Genomic DNA, 18,720 nt, shown 5'->3' on the forward strand with positions numbered 1-18,720 from the left:
ATCAGTCCTTGAGCAGGTCAAAAGGGGACAGGGTGTCAACGGCAGAGGCATGCGTACTGGTGAGCGCCTCGCCGACGGCCTTCCATTGAGCGAACGTCGAGTCGGTTTTAAGTTGGCTGGCGGCAATCAGCTGCGTGGCGGACAGTCCGGTGGCGCTGCTGGCGTGGCGGCAGCGCAGCAGCCAGTCCAGGCGATCCATTGAGGTAATGCGGGGCGGGCTCAGCTGGCCGCTGAAAACGCCTATTTCGCTGGCACTCCAGCCACAGAGTCGGGCCAGATGCTCGTTGGTTTCGTCACTGGTGTTCAGTGCCGTGCTACCGGGCGGTGTATTGGCCAGTCTGAAGTAATCGAGAATCTGTCCTTCGGTCAGGCCGAAGCGGTCGATGCAATGGTTGAACTGCTGCATGAGGTAGAGGGTGTGCGGCGTCAGTTCCAGTAACGAGGACGGTTGATGATCGCTGTCCAGCCAGTGCGGGTTTATCAGGAATTGATCCAGCGCCTGGCGGCTGATCGGCCATTGCAGAACGTCAACGGCGTGAGGGAGCAGCAAGATCAGATAGCCGAGGGTTTGCAGCGGTGGGGCATCGGGTGCGTACAAGCGCAGGAAATGGCCATGATGGTCATATTTCTGATGCCCGTTGGCGTTGCCTGGCAGTTGGGGGACGGCGTGGATGATATCTTTGAGGCGCCCGTACAGCGCCCAGAATTCGTCACGTATTGTGCTCACCAGGTTACGAAGCATGGGTTTGGTTTGTTCGATGAAGAAGGCTGTGCGTGTGGCGTTCGTGCTGATCGCAACGCGAGCCAGCACTTGGTCGAGCGCCACCTCGATGGTCGTGTTCGAGCGCATCCGTTGCAGTACCTGATGGGTCAGGGATCGCCAGTCAACGGCGGGCAAGCGAGGTGTTTCGTCAGTGGGTTGTTGAGGCAGTTCAAGCAGGTTCAACTTTGTGGAGACGGAAGCCTGATCATAGGCGACGAACTCTTTCAACAGCAGGTTGATGGCGGGGTCCAGGACCTGCTGATCAAGCAATAGCTGATGCCTGAACAGTGACAGGCTGTTGCCGTTTTCCTTGAGCCAGCGGCTGGCCCATTCCAGGTGCATGAGCACGTCGAGAAAGTCTGTCGCGCCCTTGGGCTTGCGACGCAGCGTCGGGTTGCGCAGTTGCGTGAGAACGTTGGCTCTGCCGAGCAACTGCGCCAGTTGCTGGCATTCCATGACCGACAAGCCGAACAGGCGGGCGATTCGCGCTTGTCGATACAGTGCGCTGACGGTCTCGATCGTACGCGTTGCAGGCCCACCGGCGATCAGCAGTTGCAGCGAATCCTGAGTGTCTTGCAGGCCCAGCCCGGCGCAGAGTTGTTGCGCAGTGGTAGCGTCGAACGCCTTGCCGTCCAGATACAGGGGCGGCAAGGCGGAACCTGCACGGTTGAATACCTGGTCGAACAGTGACACGCGCTCCCCCGAGGCGTGAACGGGCAACTGATGGAGCCAGGCGGCAAACTCTTCGGCTTGCAAGTTGTAGCGCTTGTTCAGATGGCAAAACACCCCCAGCGCCCGAAGGGTGTTATGGGTGATCAGCAGCGCGCGGTTGCCGGCGTTTTCGCAGCGCATGGCACTGACCAGTAACGTGTCCAATTGTGCGAAAGGCAGGCCGAGCCAGCGCTGCAGCCTAATCATGCGTTGCAGCCTGTCGAAGCGCTCGAGGCTCAGGTTGACCAGCCTGGCGGGGGCCTTGTTGTCCAGGCTGATCGCGGGTGTGGAGGCCGTCGCGCCATTGATGTAACAGGCCCCGTAAGTGAGCCCGGTGTCCTGCTTGCAGTAAGGCGATTTGCGCGGTGTCTGTGTCTGTTGTGCCAGCAGCGCTTGAAGTTGTTCGGCGTCCAGTTGCGTAGGGTGCAGAAAATCAGTGACGTTTTCCGGGCCCTGTGCGGCCGTCCAGTTGAAGTACGTCCGATAGAAAGTCTGGGCATCCTGCGCCGAGGCCAGGTCACTTTTGAGCATCGCCTGTTGTTCAGGGCTCAGCCCGGATAACAGGCATTGAACATCGTGATTGTGGGTAACGACTTGCCCGTAAGTGCTGGTTTCTGCGGCCAGGGGTAACTGGCGACTGATGCGATAGTTCAACTCACCCAGCATTGGCCTGTCGCCCGACAAGCCCAGCCGGCATTGTTGGTGGTGAAAATGATACGGCAATGAAAAGGGATACCAGGTTTTGCTCAGTCGTGTGTAGGTGTCGTTGTCGTTGGCACCGGCGATATTGCGCAGCAAGGTGTGATTGATGATCGACAGCATGGGCACCTGGCCTGCGACGCTGTGTGGGTCGATCAACAGATCCTTCAGGTCCGCGCGGCGCTCGGCCAGCTTGACCGCGTCCGCCCCCTTGGCATTCTGTTCCAGTTGCAGGGCGAACAGATAAAGCGCGCGCAGGTAGGCGGCCGGCGAATCGACGGCTGCAATGGACGAACTGGCGCAGAACTGTTCGTGGTTTTCCTTGAACAACGCCTGGTAGGTGGCACCGTCTTGAGCGGCGACATCGCGTTTATCGCGCCGGGAAGGGCGGTCCGACGAGACTTGCTGTTCGCGAAACACGCTTTCCAGTTGCGCAGCAGCGCTGCGAGCCTTGAGGTACACCGCGTGGGCATCGTCGTCGTTGCAGGTGGCCAGTTGCTCTGCAAAGGCCTTTTCGCCGAGTCGCACAATGTCGAATACCGAGTGAATGGCGAGGCGCTGCAGCGCGGTGTTGAAATCGTCCCGACCGGGGGCGGGAGGGCGTGAGTGATCAATCAATTGAGCGAGCAAGGAGCTGCTGTCGGCTTGCATATTCGTACGTTCCTTCACGCCCGCCGATGGGTCCGGCGGGCAATGAAAAACGCTATCACGCAGATTTACGGGGCCAGGCATAGGTATTTACAGGCGTCGCCGGTACCCATACGCCGATACCACCTTTATCCACGGCATCAAGCCCAGGCTTTGCCGACCTTTGTGCCATTGAGGTCATGTGATCATGTCTGCTTCGCTTCATCGAAATACGCCCTCCCTCGCGGCCTTCGACCCCCGTGGGTTGACCGTGCGCAACGTCGCTTACCTGCGCGCCACCCCCGAGGCGGCGCCAACGGCCCGTGTCATGCGCCAGGTGTTTGGGGCCAGCGGCCTGCTGCTGCAGCAGTGGGACGCGCGCCTGCATGCGCTTAAATTGAGCGAGCCCGCCACCGAGGCCAACCAGGTGTCGGTGTACAGCCTGTCCGGTGCGCTGGTGCGCCGCAACGATGTGGACGCCGGTATGCGGCTGTTGCTGGCAGCGCCATCCGGGCAGCTGTTGCATGCCTGGGATGGGCGGGGTGCCTACCAGCGCCACGACTACGACGCCTTGCAGCGTCCGGTGGCAGTGTTCGAACAAGCGGCCAACGAAGCGCGGCCGCGCTGTGTCGAAAGCCTGGCGTATGCCCCGCCAACCTCCGAACACCGCGCGCTTAACCGCTGCGGCCAGTTGGTACGGCATGCCGACCCGGCGGGTACGCAGGTGTACGACGCGTACGGGGTTACCGGGCAAGTGCTGCAACAAACGCGGCGGTTTCGCGACGCGCCCGGTGAGGTGGACTGGCCGCTTGCCCAGGCCGAGCAGAACCAGCAGCTGGAAAGCGCGGTTTACACCACGCGCTGGATGTTTGATGCCCTTGGCGGCACCCTGGAACAGATCGACGCCAAGGGAAACGGTCGGCACTTTGCCTATGGTCTGGACGGACAGGCCAAGCATATTCACCTCACCTTGAAAAGTGGCGCGCGCAAGACCGTCATCGAACGCTACGACTACAATGCCGCCGGCCAGGTGGAGGCGGCCCTGTTGGGCAATGGCGTGAGCAGCCTGGCCACCTATCGGTCCGAGGACGGCCGTATGCGCCGGCTGATGGCGTACCGCAAAAACGCGCTGGCGGCCCCCTTGCAGGACCTGAGCTACGCCTATGATCCCGTGGGCAATGTTTCAAACCTGCTCGATCAGGCGCAACCGACGAAATGGAGCCACAACACCCAAGTGCAGTCTGCCTGCCGCTATGAATACGACTCGCTGTACCAACTGACCCAGGCGACGGGCCGGGAAAGTGCCGGCGCCACGATTGGCCCGGCGCTGCCTGCGCGTATTTCGTTCGGTTCGACCGATGCCGCTTTATGGCGCAACTACACCCAGCACTATGCCTATGACGAGGGGGGCAACCTGACCCGGCTGCGCCATGTGCCGTCCAGTGGTGTCGGCTACACCCGCGCCATGCAGGTGGCGACGGGCAGTAACCGTGCGTTGTCGAGCGAGCTTGCGCTAACCGAAGGGGCGCAAGGCTTTGACGCCAATGGCAATCAGAAACAGCTCGGGCGCGGCCAGCCAATGGTGTGGAACCTGCGTAATCAGCTGGCCAGGGTCACCTCCATTGAGCGTGACGGGGAGGATGCCGACGAAGAGACCTATGTGTATGCCGGCGACGGCCAGCGTGCGCTCAAACTCACTCATCAACAGGTCGCCGGTAGCCGGCAAACGGCGCGGGTGTATTACCTGCCAGGCCTGGAACTGCGCCACCGGCCGATGCGTCGGCTGAATATCGTGCGCCTTGAGGTGGCGCGTTGCACGGTTGAGGTCCTGCAATGGGAGCTGGGACTCGATGACGGCGCTGCGCAGGAGACCCTGTGTTACTGCCTGAAGGATCAGCAATCGAGTCATGGACTGGAGCTGGGCGAGGAGGCCGAGTTATTGAGCCAGGAGAGCTATTATCCGTACGGGGGCACCGCGTGGTGGGCGTCGCGCAACGCGGTACAGGGTCGCGACAAAACCCGCCGGTATTCAGGCAAGGAGCGTGACGTCAGCGGTTTGTATTACTACGGCTTTCGCTATTACGCCCCGTGGTTGCAGCGCTGGATAAGCCCGGACCCCGCAGGCGGCGGGGCGCAGTTGAATGCTTATCTGATGGCGTCCAACAACCCGCTCACGTTCGTTGATTCAATGGGGTTGCAGCCTGCCGACGTGGAAAATACTCGGATACAGGGCGGAATCATCATCATGCTGCTTCTGGTCGTGCTGGGCCTGGGAGCGGGAGCGCTGCTGGGCAATGCGCGGTTGGGGGCGTCCGTGGGCGCTCTGGTGGGAGGCGTATTGTTTGGTGCCAGCCGCCTCAGTGCCTATCGATATATGCAACCCCAGGCGGTGGCCAGGGCCGCGGAAGGAATCGAAGAACAGTTCGCCAGGAATATCTCGGAATTGGCGATCAATTTGGCGCAGCAGGCGCAATTGAGCGACGAAGAAACGGAGCGGCTGGTGAATTTCGCCTATGGGCGCCGTCCTGCTGAAGGCGGCATGTCGCTTTATGTTTATACAACTCAGGGGGCCATCTACGGCTATGCAGGGCCGGTGGACCAACCGGGGGAAGTCGAAAGCGTACTCGCGGGGCAGCGTAACCCGATGCCGGAGCTCAAGCGCATGGGCTACGGCGCGATTTTGCTGCGAAGTCCGAGCCGTGATCCGGCTGGCGCGAGCGGCCACCAGGCAGGGGTGAGCGAGTTCGAGGTGGGGGAGGCGACAAAGGTTGTCGGCACAAGCCGCGCACGCCGTGCCCGGCGAGCACAGGCGCAGGTACCGTTGGTGGCGTCGTCGGCGGCGAGAGCCGCTGCCCCGCAGGTGGAGTTGGACACCACAGCGCTGGTGGATACCCAACTCTCGGGCCGGGAACGCCGCAGCATTGCCCTTACCCTCAGCCACTTGCGTCAAGGGCGTTTCGGCGCGGTTCATTGGCATGTTCATCGCGACCAACTGTGGTCCGCTGACTTGCACGGTTATGCCGCTGCTCGCGGACGCGGTGCCTATCGTTTGATGTTCAGCCATCTCGGCGGCCAGCGGTACCGAGTGGAGGGCGTACGCAACCCGCACCGCTGAGGGCACATCAGCGGCGGCGTGTCGATGCGGTGGCGGCATGGTTTTGCTAGAATGCCCGCCGCGTCGCCTGGTCGGCGTCATTTTGCATCCGGTTCACCCCTTACGAGGGTAGCCACCTGGAGAGATTACCCATGACTCAACCTATCGTCGTGGCGGCACTGTACAAGTTCGTCACCCTTGAAGATTACGTCGCCCTGCGTGAGCCACTGCTGCAGGCGATGGTCGACAACGGCATCAAAGGCACCCTGCTGATCGCCGAAGAGGGCATCAACGGCACCGTTTCCGGCAGCCGCGAGGGCATCGACGGCCTGATGGCGTGGCTCAAGCAAGACCCGCGCATGGTCGACATTGACCACAAGGAGTCCTACTGCGACGACCAGCCGTTCTACCGCACCAAGGTCAAGCTCAAGAAAGAGATCGTGACCCTGGGCGTGGAAGGCGTGGACCCGAACAAAAAAGTCGGTACCTACGTCGACCCCAAGGATTGGAACGCGCTGATCAGCGACCCCGAAGTGCTGCTGATCGACACCCGCAACGACTACGAAGTGTCGATCGGCACCTTTGAAGGCGCGATCGACCCGAAGACCACCAGTTTTCGCGAATTCCCCGACTACATCAAAGCCAACTTCGACCCGGCCAGGCACAAGAAGGTCGCCATGTTCTGCACCGGCGGCATTCGTTGCGAGAAAGCCTCGAGCTATATGCTCAGCGAAGGCTTCGGCGAGGTCTATCATCTCAAGGGCGGTATCCTTAAATACCTCGAAGAGGTGCCGCAGGAGGAGACCAAGTGGCAGGGCGACTGCTTCGTGTTCGACAATCGCGTCACCGTGCGCCACGATTTGAGCGAAGGCGACTACGATCAATGCCATGCCTGCCGCACACCGGTCAGCGTAGAAGACCGCGCGTCCGAGCATTACGTGGCCGGCATCAGTTGTCCGCATTGCTGGGATAAGCTGCCGGAGAAAACCCGCCGCAGCGCCATCGACCGGCAGAAGCAGATCGAACTGGCGAAGGCCCGTAACATGCCGCACCCGATTGGTTTCAACTACAAGCAAACCCCTTCCGAGGCTTGAACCATGTCCGCGCGCCTGCTCTATGTAATGGACCCGATGTGTTCCTGGTGCTGGGGCTTTGCCCCGGTGGCGCAGGCGCTGGTTGAGCAGGCCCGGGCGGCCGGCGTGGAGTTGCACCTGGTGGTGGGCGGCTTGCGCACCGGCAGTGGCGCGGCGCTGGAACCGACTACGCGGCGCTATATCCTTGAGCACTGGCAGGCGGTGACCGACGCCACCGGCCAGCCGTTCAAGCGCGAGGGTGCGTTGCCCGAGGGGTTTGTCTATGACACCGAGCCTGCGTGCCGCGCCCTTGTCACTGCGCGCAGCCTGGCGCCCGATTGCGCCTGGACGCTGCTGGGGCTGATCCAGCATGCATTTTATGTAGAAGGCCGCGACGTCACCTCTGCCCACGTGCTGGTGGAACTGGCCGAGCAGGCCGGTATTCCGCGTATCGAGTTTGCCGGCGAGTTTGACCGCGCCGAGCAGCACGCGGCCACGGCAGCGGATTTCACCTGGGTGCAGGATTTGGGCATTGCCGGTTTCCCGACCTTGCTGGCCGAGCGCAACGGCCAATTGGCGCTGCTCACCAATGGCTACCAGCCGCTGGACGAGCTGTCACCGTTGCTCGCCCGATGGCTGGAGCGCGCTACCTGTGCGGGATGAGTCAACCATCAGCGACCGCCTGACCTGGGCGGAAATCCGCCGCCTGGCCCTGCGTCACCGCAAATCCCTGTGGATCGCCAACAGCGTCGCCGTGCTGGCGACCTTGTGCAGCGTACCCATCCCGTTGCTGTTGCCGCTGCTGGTCGACGAAGTGCTGCTGGGCCATGGCGATGCCGCGCTCAAGGTGATGAACCACGCGCTGCCCCTGGGCTGGCAGAAAGCCGCCGGTTATATCGGCCTGATGCTACTGGTGACCCTGGCCCTGCGCTGCGGCGCACTGGTGTTCAACGTGGTGCAGGCGCGGCTGTTTGCGCGGCTGGCCAAGGACATTGTCTACCGCATCCGCGTGCGCCTGATCGAGCGGCTCAAGCGCATCTCCCTGGGCGAATATGAAAGCCTGGGCAGCGGCACGGTGACGACCCACCTGGTCACCGACCTGGACACCCTGGACAAATTCGTCGGCGAAACCCTCAGCCGCTTCCTGGTGGCGATGCTCACCCTGGTCGGCACGTCGGCCATTCTGGTGTGGATGCACTGGCAGCTGGCGCTGCTGATCCTGCTGTTCAACCCGTTGGTGATCTACGCCACGGTGCAGTTGGGCAAGCGCGTCAAGCACCTGAAAAAACTCGAAAACGACAGTACCTCGCGGTTTACCCAGGCGCTCACCGAAACCCTGGATGCCATCCAGGAAGTGCGCGCCGGCAACCGCCAGGGCTTTTTCCTCGGGCGTCTGGGCCAGCGGGCCCGGGAAGTGCGGGACTACGCCATTCACTCGCAATGGAAAACCGACGCGTCCAGCCGCGCCAGTGGTTTGCTGTTCCAGTTCGGTATCGACATCTTCCGCGCCGCCGCCATGTTGACCGTGCTGTTTTCCGACCTGTCCATCGGCCAGATGCTCGCGGTGTTCAGTTACCTGTGGTTCATGATCGGCCCGGTGGAGCAGTTGCTCAACCTGCAATACGCCTACTACGCGGCAGGCGGCGCGCTGACGCGCATCAACGAACTGCTGGCCCGCGCCGACGAGCCGCAATACGCGGGAGGTGCCGATCCCTTCAGCGGGCGTGCGACCGTCGGTATCGAAGTGCGCGGCCTGGACTTCGGCTACGGTGACGACCTGGTGCTCGACCAACTGAACCTGGCCATCGCACCGGGGGAGAAAGTCGCGATTGTCGGCGCCAGCGGCGGCGGCAAAAGTACCCTGGTGCAACTGTTGCTGGGCCTCTATACACCGCAGGCCGGCAGCATTCGTTTTGGCGGCGCGAGTCAGCAGGAAATCGGCCTGGCGACCATCCGTGAAAACGTCGCGGTGGTACTGCAGCACCCCGCGCTGTTCAACGATACCGTGCGCGCCAACCTGACGATGGGCCGCGAGCGCACGGACCAGGCCTGCTGGCAGGCACTGGAAATCGCCCAGCTGGATGCTACCGTCAAGGCATTGCCGTTGGGCCTGGACAGCGTAGTGGGGCGTTCCGGCGTGCGCTTTTCCGGTGGTCAACGGCAACGCCTGGCCATTGCGCGCATGGTCCTGGCCGAGCCCAAGGTGGTGATTCTGGATGAAGCCACCTCGGCGCTGGACGCGGCCACCGAATACAACCTGCACCAGGCGCTGGCGCGGTTTCTCAGTGGGCGTACTACACTGATCATCGCCCACCGGCTCTCGGCAGTGAAACAGGCTGACCGTGTACTGGTGTTCGATGGCGGGCATATCGCCGAGGATGGCGACCATCAGCAGTTGATTGCCGATGGCGGGTTGTACGCCAAATTGTATGGACACCTGCAACAAGTGCGTTGATTTAGCTTAGGCTGTGCTATCGGGAGCGGATTTTCGCGTGCGTATTGAGCTGTGCATGTGCAAGGGACTTCATGAAGCAAAAGCGGACTCTCGGAACGCCACGGCTGCTGGGCATTGTCTGGCCCTTTATTGCCGTTGTGCTGTTCCAGGCATTGTTAGGCTGCGTCAGTCTCTACGTGCTCTCGGCGGTGCGTGGCTATGTGGCAGGTGAAAGTCTGTGGTCCAAGGGCCAGAAAGACGCCATCTATTACCTGACCCTCTACGCCGATGACCGCGACGCGACGACCTATCTCAAATATCAGCAAGCCATTGCGGTGCCCCAGGGCGGGCATGAGTTGCGCATCGCCCTGGACAGCCCCACCCCTGATATTCCGGCTGCGCGCCTGGGTATCATCAAGGGCGGCAACCACCCGGACGACGTCTCCAGCCTGATCTGGCTGTACCTCAACTTTCGCCATTTCAGCTACCTGGAAAAGGCCATCGAACTCTGGACGGTGGGCGACGGCTACCTGTTGCAACTGGATGACCTTGCTCGCCAGATGCATGACGCCATTGCTGCCGATCAGGTCGATGCCGACGATGTGCGGCTGTGGAAGGCGCGTATCACGGCCATCAACGAAGGCGTGACACCGGCGGCCAAGGCGTTCAGCGATGCCTTGGGCGAAGGTTCGCGGATGATCCTGCGCCTGCTGTTGATCACCAACCTGGCCACGGCCCTGGGCCTGATCGTCCTGGCGCTGCTGCGCACGCACAAGTTGCTGGCCCAGCGCCATGCGTTTGCCGACGCCCTGCAGGTGGAGAAAGAGCGGGCGCAGATCACCCTGGAGTCGATTGGTGACGGGGTCATCACCACCGACGTGGACGGTGCGATTGCCTATATGAACCCCGCCGCCGAAGCGCTGACCCACTGGAATTCGGCCCAGGCCCAGGGCCTGCCGCTGGCGGCGTTGTTCAAATTGCTGGATGAGAACGCCGAGCCGGACGGCTTCACCCTGATCGAGCACATCATCAAGGGCGAGCTCAGTGGCGGCAGTGACCATTCCAAGCTGATCCAGCGCCTGGACGGCAGCACCGTTTCGGTGACCCTGGTGGGCGCGCCGATTCGCAGCGCAGGCAAGGTCAGTGGCGCGGTGCTGGTGCTGCATGACATGACCCAGGAGCGCCAGTACATCGCCAATCTTTCCTGGCAGGCGACCCACGATGCCTTGACCGGCCTGGCCAACCGGCGTGAATTCGAATACCGCCTGGAGCAAGTGCTGCAGCAGGTGGCACGTCAGCCAAACGGCCGGCATGCCTTGATGTTCCTCGACCTGGACCAGTTCAAGCTGGTCAATGACACCTGCGGCCACGCCGCGGGCGACGAGTTGCTGCGGCACATTTGCGCGCTGCTGCAATCGGACTTGCGCGAAGGCGATACCCTGGCGCGCCTGGGCGGCGATGAATTTGGCATCCTGCTGGAAAACTGCCCGGCATCAGTGGCCGAAAAGATCGCCGAGAGCCTGCGCCACACCGTGCAAAGCCTGCACTTTGTATGGAAGGGCCGGCCGTTCATGACCACCGTCAGCATCGGCCTGGTGCATATCTCGCAAACGCCCACCACCCTGGAAACGTCGCTGCGCGCCGCCGACATGGCGTGCTACATGGCCAAGGAGAAGGGGCGTAATCGGGTGCAGGTGTATCACGCCGATGACTCGGAGCTGTCCATACGCTTTGGCGAGATGGCGTGGGTGCAACGCCTGCACATGGCCCTTGAAGAAGACCGCTTTTGCCTTTATTCCCAGGAAATTTCCCCTCTGGGCCATACCGAAGCGGGCACCGGTCACATTGAAATACTCTTGCGCCTGCATGACGAATCAGGCCGAACCATCCTGCCCGACAGTTTTATTCCGGCGGCCGAACGTTACGGCTTGATGACGTCCCTGGACCGTTGGGTGGTGGAAAACGTATTCAAGATCATCGCCCGTTGCATGCATGAGCATCCGGGCCGACCCATGGCCATGTGTGCGATTAATCTGTCAGGTATAACCATTGGCGATGATGATTTTCTCGGGTTTTTGCGTGAGAAATTCGACACTTACAGCATTCCCCCGGAAATGATTTGTTTTGAAATAACTGAGACCAGCGCTATCGCCAATTTAGGCAGTGCAATTCGTTTTATTAATGAACTCAAGGCGTTAGGTTGCCACTTTTCACTTGATGATTTTTGCGCCGGAATGTCCTCATTCGCCTATCTCAAACATTTACCTGTAGACTTCTTGAAGATCGATGGAAGTTTCGTAAAGGATATGCTGGACGACCCGATTAACCGCGCCATGGTCGAAGTGATCAATCACATCGGCCATGTCATGGGTAAACGCACAATTGCCGAGTTTGTTGAAACGTCGCAGATAGAACAGGCGTTACTTGAGATAGGTGTGGACTACGCTCAAGGCTATCTGATCGAACGCCCGCAATTGTTTACCTGTGACCGCCTGCAATGCCGACCCGTGCGGCCGCAGCCTCTGTTATTCAAGGCGCCCGGCACCTTCCGCTGAAACTTGCCGGTCTGTACATCACACTTAAAAAGGAGCCCTACAGTGATCGACACATTCAACAGAACCGGCCCGCTTATGGAAGCCTCAAGTTACCCCGCTTGGGCCCAGCAATTGATCCAGGACTGTAGCGAGAGCAAGCGTCGGGTTGTCGAACACGAACTGTACCACCGCATGCGTGATAACACGCTCAGCGCCAGGACCATGCGCCACTACCTGATCGGCGGCTGGCCTGTGGTGGAGCAGTTTGCCTTGTACATGGCACAGAACCTCACCAAGACCAAATTTGCCCGTCATCCTGGCGAGGACATGGCGCGACGCTGGCTGATGCGCAATATTCGCGTGGAACTGAACCACGCCGATTATTGGGTGAATTGGGCGCGTGCCCATGGCGTCAGTCTTGAAGACCTGCAGGCCCAGGACGTGCCACCGGAGTTGCACGCACTGAGCCATTGGTGCTGGCACACCAGCTCGGCTGACTCGTTGATCGTCGCGATTGCCGCCACCAACTACGCCATCGAGGGCGCGACGGGGGAGTGGTCCGCCGTGGTCTGTTCCACCGGCGTGTATGCCGCTGCCTTCCCCGAGGAAGAGCGCAAGCGTGCGATGAAGTGGCTGAAGATGCACGCCCAGTATGATGACGCGCACCCTTGGGAAGCCCTGGAAATCATCTGCACCCTCGCCGGCACGAACCCGAGCAAAGCCCTGCAGGTTGAGTTGCGACAGGCCGTGTGCAAGAGCTACGACTACATGTACCTGTTCCTGGAAAGTTGCATGCACCTGGAACAAGAGAAGGAAAAGGCGCCGGCGCTCGTGCGTGAGCGCCATGCCCGAGTCGCCAGCGAGGCGTGATGCACAGGCAATGGCGGGGGGTTATTACCCCGCCATTGCGAGGCGATTACGGCCTGCGCGCTTGGCCACGTACAAGGCATTGTCGGCTCGGCGCAGCAGGCTTTCAGCCGACTCAGCCGCCAGTAACGTCGAGCAGCCGAGGCTTACCGTCAATTCGATTCGCGTCCCTTCTACCCAGTAGTCCTGGGCCTGCGCCGCCTGGCGCAGGCGTTCGCCGACCATCCGCGCCGCATCACGGCCGGTGTTGGACAGCAGGATCAGAAATTCTTCCCCGCCAAACCGAAACACCATGTCCACGTTGCGCAGCTGGCCCTTGATCGCCGCCGCCACGGCGCGCAATACGCTGTCGCCGGCGGTATGGCCATGGGTGTCATTGATGCGCTTGAAGTGGTCGATGTCCAGCATCAACAGAGACAGTGGGTGCATGTGCCGCCGCGCCATGTCGATTTCCCGTTGCAGCGTCTGGTCCATGGCGATGCGGTTGCCGGTTTCGGTCAACGGATCGCGCAAGGCGCTGCGGGTGGCGGCGCGGTAGAGCAGGGCATTGCGCATCGGATACAGCAGGGCCGCCAACAGGGATTCGAGTTGGCCCAGTTCCTCTTCCATAAAGCGCTGGTTGCGGCGGAACACCAACTCGCCCAGGTGCTCGCCATCATGGCTCAAGGTGTAGCTCATCGAATGATGGCCGCGTTGGCCGAACTCCAGGCGCAGGTCCGTGGTGACGTGGCGGTATTGCAAGGCATCCAGCGGCACCAGGCGCTGGATTTCGCGAAAGAACAGGCCAAGGATGCGTTCCGGCTCAAGGCTGGTTTGCAATTGCTGGTTAAGTTGCTGGCGGAGCTGGCCGAGGGTGGCGGGGCGAGGTGAACGCAGGGATGGCTGACCAAATCCCAGGCGTTGCAATTTGGCACTGTCAAAGTCAATTGCGTTGGTCTGGGTGGGTGTTTTCATAGGTGAGCGGCCTCTAAGCACATGACTGTCTTACAGGCGGATGAGAGTGGCAAGTGCCAGGCGTCTTACTGGTCCTTCAGTTCCGTAAAACAGTAAGGATCAGTTTAAATCGCTTTACGCCGGGTTATAAGCCCGGGGCACTGCCACACGTCTTGTCATCGCTTGACCTGCTTGAAGGGTGTTAGAGCCAGATTCGTGCCAAATCGTTTTATTTAATAAATAGCTATATGAATCAATTGACTGCCCTGGCTCGAAAACCAGCCAGCAGCACATGGCGTCATTTATCTGGCTGGGCAGTCAAAGGATTACGGGGCTACCAGCGTGGAACCGTCGATTTGTTCGATCGACGTGACACCGGTCAGCGTCATCGCCACGCGCATTTCCCTGGCGAAGATATCCAGCAGGTTTTCCACACCGTTCTGCCCGTCGGCGGCCAACGCGTACACGCTGGCGCGCCCGAGCAGGCAGGCCTTGGCCCCCAGGGCAAGCATGCGCACCACGTCGAGCCCGGAACGAATGCCGGAATCCACCAGCACGGTGAGGTCATCGCCGACGGCCTCGGCAATCGGTGGCAACGCCTTGGCGGTAGACAACACGCCATCCAGCTGGCGGCCGCCATGGTTGGAGACCACGATGCCGTCGGCTCCGAAGCTCACGGCATCCTTGGCATCCTGTGGGTCGAGGATGCCCTTGATGATCATCGGCCCCTTCCAGAAGTCGCGAATCCACTCCAGGTCTTTCCAACTGATCGAGGGATCGAAGTTGTTGGCCAGCCAACCTATGTAGTCCTCAAGGTGCGTGGGTTTGCCCAGGTACCGGGAAATATTGCCCAGGTCATGGGGACGGCCCATCAACCCTACATCGAACGCCCATTGCGGCTTGGTCATGGTTTGCAGCATTCGCCGCTGCGCGGCATAGGGGCCGGACATGCCGGAGTGGGCATCACGATAACGCGCGCCCGGGGTCGGCATATCGACGGTAAACACCAGTGTCGTCACCCCCGCCGCCTGCGCGCGCTCCAGCGCATTGCGCATGAAGCCGCGATCCTTGAGCACATACAACTGGAACCATATCGACTGCGGGCTTTGCGATGCCACCTCTTCAATCGAGCACACCGACACCGTCGACAAACAGAAGGGCACACCTTTGTTCGCCGCCGCCTTCGCCGCTTGCACTTCACCGCGCCGGGCATACATGCCCGTCAAGCCGACCGGGCTGAGGATGACCGGCATGGCCTGCTCCTGGCCGAACAATGAGGTTTTCAGGCTCAGGTTGTCGACGTTGCGCAAGATGCGCTGGCGCAGGCTTATCTCGGCCAGGTCCGAACTGTTGGCCCGCAGCGTGTGCTCGGCGTAGGCGCCGCCATCGATATAGTCGAACAGAAAGCGCGGCAACTTGCGCTTGGCGGCAGCGCGGTAATCGGATGCGGACGAAATGATCATGTAGAGGGGCTCCACTCGGCGAAGCGCTCCACGATAAGCAAAATTCTGGCATGATAAAAACAACTTTTATCGCTGCAATCGAGTCGCAAAGGGAATACTGATGAATCTGCGAACCCTGCGGGCGTTTGTTGAAGTGGTGCGCCAGGGCGGGTTTTCCCAGGCGGCTGACGTGGTGTCCCTGACCCAGTCCACGGTCAGCAAAGCGGTCAGGACGCTGGAGGAGGAACTGGGCACCCCGTTGCTTAATCGTCTTGGCCACCGGAACGAACTCACCGCCGCTGGCGAAATTGCCTACCGTCGGGCCTTGGTGATGCTGGCTGAACGCAACGACCTGATAGCCGAGATCAACGACCTGCGCGGCCTCAAGCGCGGCGTGCTGCGCATCGGCCTGCCGCCGGTGGGTTGCGGCGTACTGTTTGCCGCAATGTTTGCCACCTACCGCACGCGTTACCCCGACATCGACATCGAACTCACCGAGTACGGCAGCAAAAAACTGCGCGAATGCCTGGAAGCGGGGGAGGTCGACCTGGCGGCATTGCTGCTACCGGTGGATGAGTGTTTCGACTACCAGCCGGTGCGCAACGAGCCGCTGATCGCCGTGCTGCCCATCCACCACCCGCTGGCACGCCGCGAACGCATCGACTTCACTGACCTGGCGGACTCTGCGTTCATCCTGTTCGAAGCCGGTTTCGCCCTCAACGCGAAAATCCTCGCGGCCTGCGAACGCAAGGGCGTCGTGCCAAAGGTGACGGCCCGCAGTGGGCAGATCGACTTTATCGTCGACCTGGTCGCCGCCGGCCTGGGCGTGGCCTTCCTGCCGCGGATGCTGGCGCACAAACACCAGCACGCCGGCATTGCCCTGATCCCCCTGGACGAACCCCACACCGACTGGCACATCGCCCTGGCCTGGCGCGCCAGCGCCCACTTGCCACCGGCAGCCCGTGCGTGGCTGGAACTGGCCAGGGAGCAGGCGGTTTCGACCGGTCAGCCTTTGCAGTCGTGAAAAATGTTAGAGGAGGCTTGACTTCTTCTTTTTAATCAGTAACATACGGCGCATTCCGCGATAGCTCAGTTGGTAGAGCAAATGACTGTTAATCATTGGGTCCCTGGTTCGAGTCCAGGTCGTGGAGCCAGATAGAGAAAAGCCTGCAGCGATGCAGGCTTTTTTTTGCGTGGGATTTGCCCCGGCAAGCAAGTGCACGGTGACGATCATTAATTTGATCCAGTGCTAATGCAACCCTCACTTAACCCCAGCCATCAGCCTCGACGATTGCCTCTTTGGGAGCACCCTATCGCCATGAAGACACAACCGGGTATCCAAAAGGCAGGGTTTGCGGTGCCCAGGCCTACGGCGATCATTGACACGCCTACTGCAAACATGATGCGTTCTCCATAACCGAAATATCCATTAATCACTGGGCTGAATTTAACATAGGCCCTTAACGACTCAATAACAACTCGCGCTCGGCCGGTAATTTCGGTTCAGCGTCCGGGCTGGGCTTTCCTGTGCACCGCGTCGCCACGCCTATATCCCACGTCAGCGCATCCACCACGCGGGCGTTCTCGGGGCTTATCGCCCGACGGCCATCCCGCCGGGTTTATACTGGCCACCTTCAAACACGTCGAGATTCCCATGAGCACCTCTGTTTCCCTGACGCCGGCACGCAAGCCGGTCGCGCCCCTGGTGGCCTTTCTCATCCTGGTGGCAGGCGCCCTGTTCCTGCAAAGCGCGGTGGGCATGCGCCAGGTTGTGTTGCTGATCGTCGGCGCCGCCTTGGGCCTGACGCTGTATCACGCCGCGTTCGGTTTCACCTCGGCCTGGCGTGTGTTTATCAAGGATCGGCGTGGCGCCGGGTTGCGCGCGCAGATGGTGATGCTGGCGGTGGCGGTGGTGCTGTTTTTCCCGGCGCTGGGCGCGGGGACCTTGTTCGGCCAGCCGGTGGTCGGGCTGGTGGCGCCGGCCGGGGTGTCGGTGGTCTTTGGCGCGTTTATCTTCGGCATCGGCATGCAGCTGGGCGGCGGTTGCGCGTCGGGCACCCTGTTCACCGTAGGTGGCGGCAATGCGCGGATGCTGGTGACCCTGTTGTTCTTTATCTGCGGTTCGTTGATTGCCACCCATCACGTCGACTGGTGGTTTGCCTTGCCGTCGTTTGCGCCGGTTTCAATCGTCAAAAGTTTCGGCGTACTGCCGGCGTTGCTCCTGAGCCTGGCGGTGTTCGCGGTCATCGCGCTGGTCAGCGTGCGCCTGGAGAAGGCCCGCCATGGCCAACTTGAAACCGGCGTCACCAGCGAGCATCAAGGGCTGCGCCGCTTCCTGCGCGGGCCTTGGCCGTTGGTGTGGGGGGCGATCGGCCTGGCCTTGCTCAACTATGCCACGCTGGCGCTGGCCGGGCGGCCGTGGGGGATTACTTCGGCGTTTGCGCTGTGGGGCGCCAAGGTGGCGAGTGGGCTGGGGGTAGACGTGGCCAGTTGGGCGTTCTGGCAGATGCCGGCCAACGCCAAGGCCCTGGCGGCACCGGTCTGGGAAGACATCACCAGCGTCATGGATATCGGCATCGTGCTTGGCGCGCTGCTGGCCGCGGGCCTTGCCGGACGGTTTGCGCCGAGCTTGAAGATACCGGCGCGCTCGTTGATCGCGGCGGTCATCGGTGGCCTGTTGCTCGGTTATGGTTCGCGCCTGGCGTATGGCTGCAACATCGGCGCCTACTTCAGCGGTATCGCCTCGGGCAGCCTGCACGGCTGGCTGTGGCTGGTGGCTGCGTTTATCGGCAATAGCGTGGGCGTGCGGCTGCGACCGTTGTTCTTCGCCGGCGAACGGCCTCAAGTGGCCTTGAACGGTTGCTGAGCGAGTGGCTCCAGGTTTGCCTGGCATGTCCGAATCCGTCCCGAGACGGTCCGCCTTGCGCCTGTTGCGATCCTGAAGAGGGCTTTACCATGATTTGCAGCATCAGCCCCTAACCCAAGCCTGAAGGACCTACCATGAGCCGCACAGCCCTGATCGTAATCGATGCCCAGCATTCATTCCGGCATGCACCCTACTGGTCCGAAAGCGACCTGTCGAGCTACCTGGAAAACCAGCAGGCCCTTATTGATGGCTGCGTTCAACAAGGCATCCTGGTGGTGCAGGTGTTTCATGTGGAGGACCAGGGCGCCTTTTCGCTGGCATCGGGTAACGTCAGGGTATTGAGCGAGCTTTCGATCGATCCGCAGCTGGTCATCCATAAGCACTACCACAGCGCCTTCGCCGGTACGCCGCTGGCTGCGCGACTGATCGAGATGGGCGTCACCCGTTTGATCATCAGTGGTATTCGTACCGAACAGTGCTGCGAGACCACCACGCGGCAGGCCTCGGACAGCGGGTTCAACGTCGACTTCGTCAGTGAGGCCACGCTGACGTTCCCGATGACCCACGCCCGCAGCGGCCGGGTGTACACCCCGGCCGAGATTCGCGAGCGTACGGAGCTGGTGCTGGAAGGCCGGTTTGCGCGCATCGTCACCGTCGCCCAGGCATTGGCGGGGTGA

Annotated in this window: 12 protein-coding genes and 1 tRNA gene; 10 read left to right on the forward strand and 3 right to left on the reverse strand. The window is 61.3% G+C overall.

What is annotated here, in order from left to right:
• Nucleotide 1: 1 nt before the first annotated feature.
• On the reverse strand, nucleotides 2–2,824 hold the full coding sequence (locus BFQ00_RS13990; RefSeq protein ID WP_065933835.1) for a Tc toxin subunit A: 2,823 nt from the start codon (nucleotides 2,822–2,824) through the stop codon (nucleotides 2–4).
• A 184-nt stretch (nucleotides 2,825–3,008) separates the two neighbouring features.
• Between BFQ00_RS13990 and BFQ00_RS13995 the strand changes: the two genes are divergently transcribed.
• The 6 genes from BFQ00_RS13995 (at nucleotide 3,009) to BFQ00_RS14020 (ending at nucleotide 12,805) form a co-directional block, all read left to right on the forward strand.
• The gene (locus tag BFQ00_RS13995) at nucleotides 3,009–5,915 is read left to right on the forward strand and encodes an RHS repeat-associated core domain-containing protein (RefSeq protein WP_065933857.1); all 2,907 of its coding nucleotides are present in this window, start codon (nucleotides 3,009–3,011) and stop codon (nucleotides 5,913–5,915) included.
• Nucleotides 5,916–6,046: 131 nt separating this feature from the next.
• On the forward strand, nucleotides 6,047–6,988 hold the full coding sequence (locus BFQ00_RS14000) for an oxygen-dependent tRNA uridine(34) hydroxylase TrhO (protein WP_065883266.1): 942 nt from the start codon (nucleotides 6,047–6,049) through the stop codon (nucleotides 6,986–6,988).
• 3 nt (nucleotides 6,989–6,991) lie between these two features.
• The gene (locus BFQ00_RS14005) at nucleotides 6,992–7,630 is read left to right on the forward strand and encodes a DsbA family protein (protein WP_065895479.1); all 639 of its coding nucleotides are present in this window, start codon (nucleotides 6,992–6,994) and stop codon (nucleotides 7,628–7,630) included.
• A 7-nt stretch (nucleotides 7,631–7,637) separates the two neighbouring features.
• Entirely contained in the window at nucleotides 7,638–9,422 is a 1,785-nt protein-coding gene (locus tag BFQ00_RS14010) for an ABC transporter ATP-binding protein (RefSeq protein WP_165386135.1), read from the forward strand.
• A gap of 71 nt (nucleotides 9,423–9,493) precedes the next feature.
• A complete protein-coding gene (locus tag BFQ00_RS14015; RefSeq protein ID WP_065933837.1) occupies nucleotides 9,494–11,956 on the forward strand; it encodes an EAL domain-containing protein in 2,463 nt (820 codons plus the stop codon).
• Nucleotides 11,957–12,031: 75 nt separating this feature from the next.
• A complete protein-coding gene (locus BFQ00_RS14020) occupies nucleotides 12,032–12,805 on the forward strand; it encodes a TenA family transcriptional regulator (protein ID WP_262411909.1) in 774 nt (257 codons plus the stop codon).
• Between the two features lie 24 nt (nucleotides 12,806–12,829).
• On the opposite strand, the gene BFQ00_RS14025 is transcribed toward BFQ00_RS14020, so the two are convergent.
• Both BFQ00_RS14025 and lldD read right to left on the reverse strand, forming a co-directional pair.
• The gene (locus BFQ00_RS14025) at nucleotides 12,830–13,756 is read right to left on the reverse strand and encodes a GGDEF domain-containing protein (protein WP_065933838.1); all 927 of its coding nucleotides are present in this window, start codon (nucleotides 13,754–13,756) and stop codon (nucleotides 12,830–12,832) included.
• A 305-nt stretch (nucleotides 13,757–14,061) separates the two neighbouring features.
• On the reverse strand, nucleotides 14,062–15,198 hold the full coding sequence (lldD, locus tag BFQ00_RS14030) for an FMN-dependent L-lactate dehydrogenase LldD (protein ID WP_065933839.1): 1,137 nt from the start codon (nucleotides 15,196–15,198) through the stop codon (nucleotides 14,062–14,064).
• Between the two features lie 100 nt (nucleotides 15,199–15,298).
• On the opposite strand from lldD, the gene BFQ00_RS14035 reads away from it, so the two are divergent.
• The 4 genes from BFQ00_RS14035 (at nucleotide 15,299) to BFQ00_RS14050 (ending at nucleotide 18,720) form a co-directional block, all read left to right on the forward strand.
• Nucleotides 15,299–16,201, forward strand: a complete 903-nt coding sequence (locus BFQ00_RS14035) for a LysR family transcriptional regulator (protein ID WP_065883255.1) — start codon at nucleotides 15,299–15,301, stop codon at nucleotides 16,199–16,201.
• Nucleotides 16,202–16,255: 54 nt separating this feature from the next.
• Nucleotides 16,256–16,331 (forward strand) — tRNA-Asn (locus BFQ00_RS14040).
• Nucleotides 16,332–16,831: 500 nt separating this feature from the next.
• Nucleotides 16,832–18,043, forward strand: a complete 1,212-nt coding sequence (locus tag BFQ00_RS14045) for a YeeE/YedE family protein (protein WP_065933840.1) — start codon at nucleotides 16,832–16,834, stop codon at nucleotides 18,041–18,043.
• 134 nt (nucleotides 18,044–18,177) lie between these two features.
• Nucleotides 18,178–18,720, forward strand: coding sequence for a cysteine hydrolase family protein (locus BFQ00_RS14050; protein WP_065933841.1), 543 nt, complete (start codon nucleotides 18,178–18,180; stop codon nucleotides 18,718–18,720).

The sequence above is a fragment of the Pseudomonas sp. 28 E 9 genome, assembly GCF_900004785.1.
Lineage (GTDB): Bacteria > Pseudomonadota > Gammaproteobacteria > Pseudomonadales > Pseudomonadaceae > Aquipseudomonas > Aquipseudomonas orientalis_A.

Excerpts from the sequence above, each read along its gene's own strand:
- BFQ00_RS13990 (WP_065933835.1), bottom strand. The coding sequence starts at position 2,824 with ATGCAAGCCGACAGCAGCTCCTTGCTCGCTCAATTGATTGATCACTCA.
- BFQ00_RS13995 (WP_065933857.1), top strand. The coding sequence starts at position 3,009 with ATGTCTGCTTCGCTTCATCGAAATACGCCCTCCCTCGCGGCCTTCGAC.
- BFQ00_RS14000 (WP_065883266.1), top strand. The coding sequence starts at position 6,047 with ATGACTCAACCTATCGTCGTGGCGGCACTGTACAAGTTCGTCACCCTT.
- BFQ00_RS14005 (WP_065895479.1), top strand. The coding sequence starts at position 6,992 with ATGTCCGCGCGCCTGCTCTATGTAATGGACCCGATGTGTTCCTGGTGC.
- BFQ00_RS14015 (WP_065933837.1), top strand. The coding sequence starts at position 9,494 with ATGAAGCAAAAGCGGACTCTCGGAACGCCACGGCTGCTGGGCATTGTC.
- BFQ00_RS14020 (WP_262411909.1), top strand. The coding sequence starts at position 12,032 with ATGGAAGCCTCAAGTTACCCCGCTTGGGCCCAGCAATTGATCCAGGAC.
- BFQ00_RS14025 (WP_065933838.1), bottom strand. The coding sequence starts at position 13,756 with ATGAAAACACCCACCCAGACCAACGCAATTGACTTTGACAGTGCCAAA.
- lldD (WP_065933839.1), bottom strand. The coding sequence starts at position 15,198 with ATGATCATTTCGTCCGCATCCGATTACCGCGCTGCCGCCAAGCGCAAG.
- BFQ00_RS14035 (WP_065883255.1), top strand. The coding sequence starts at position 15,299 with ATGAATCTGCGAACCCTGCGGGCGTTTGTTGAAGTGGTGCGCCAGGGC.
- BFQ00_RS14045 (WP_065933840.1), top strand. The coding sequence starts at position 16,832 with ATGAGCACCTCTGTTTCCCTGACGCCGGCACGCAAGCCGGTCGCGCCC.
- BFQ00_RS14050 (WP_065933841.1), top strand. The coding sequence starts at position 18,178 with ATGAGCCGCACAGCCCTGATCGTAATCGATGCCCAGCATTCATTCCGG.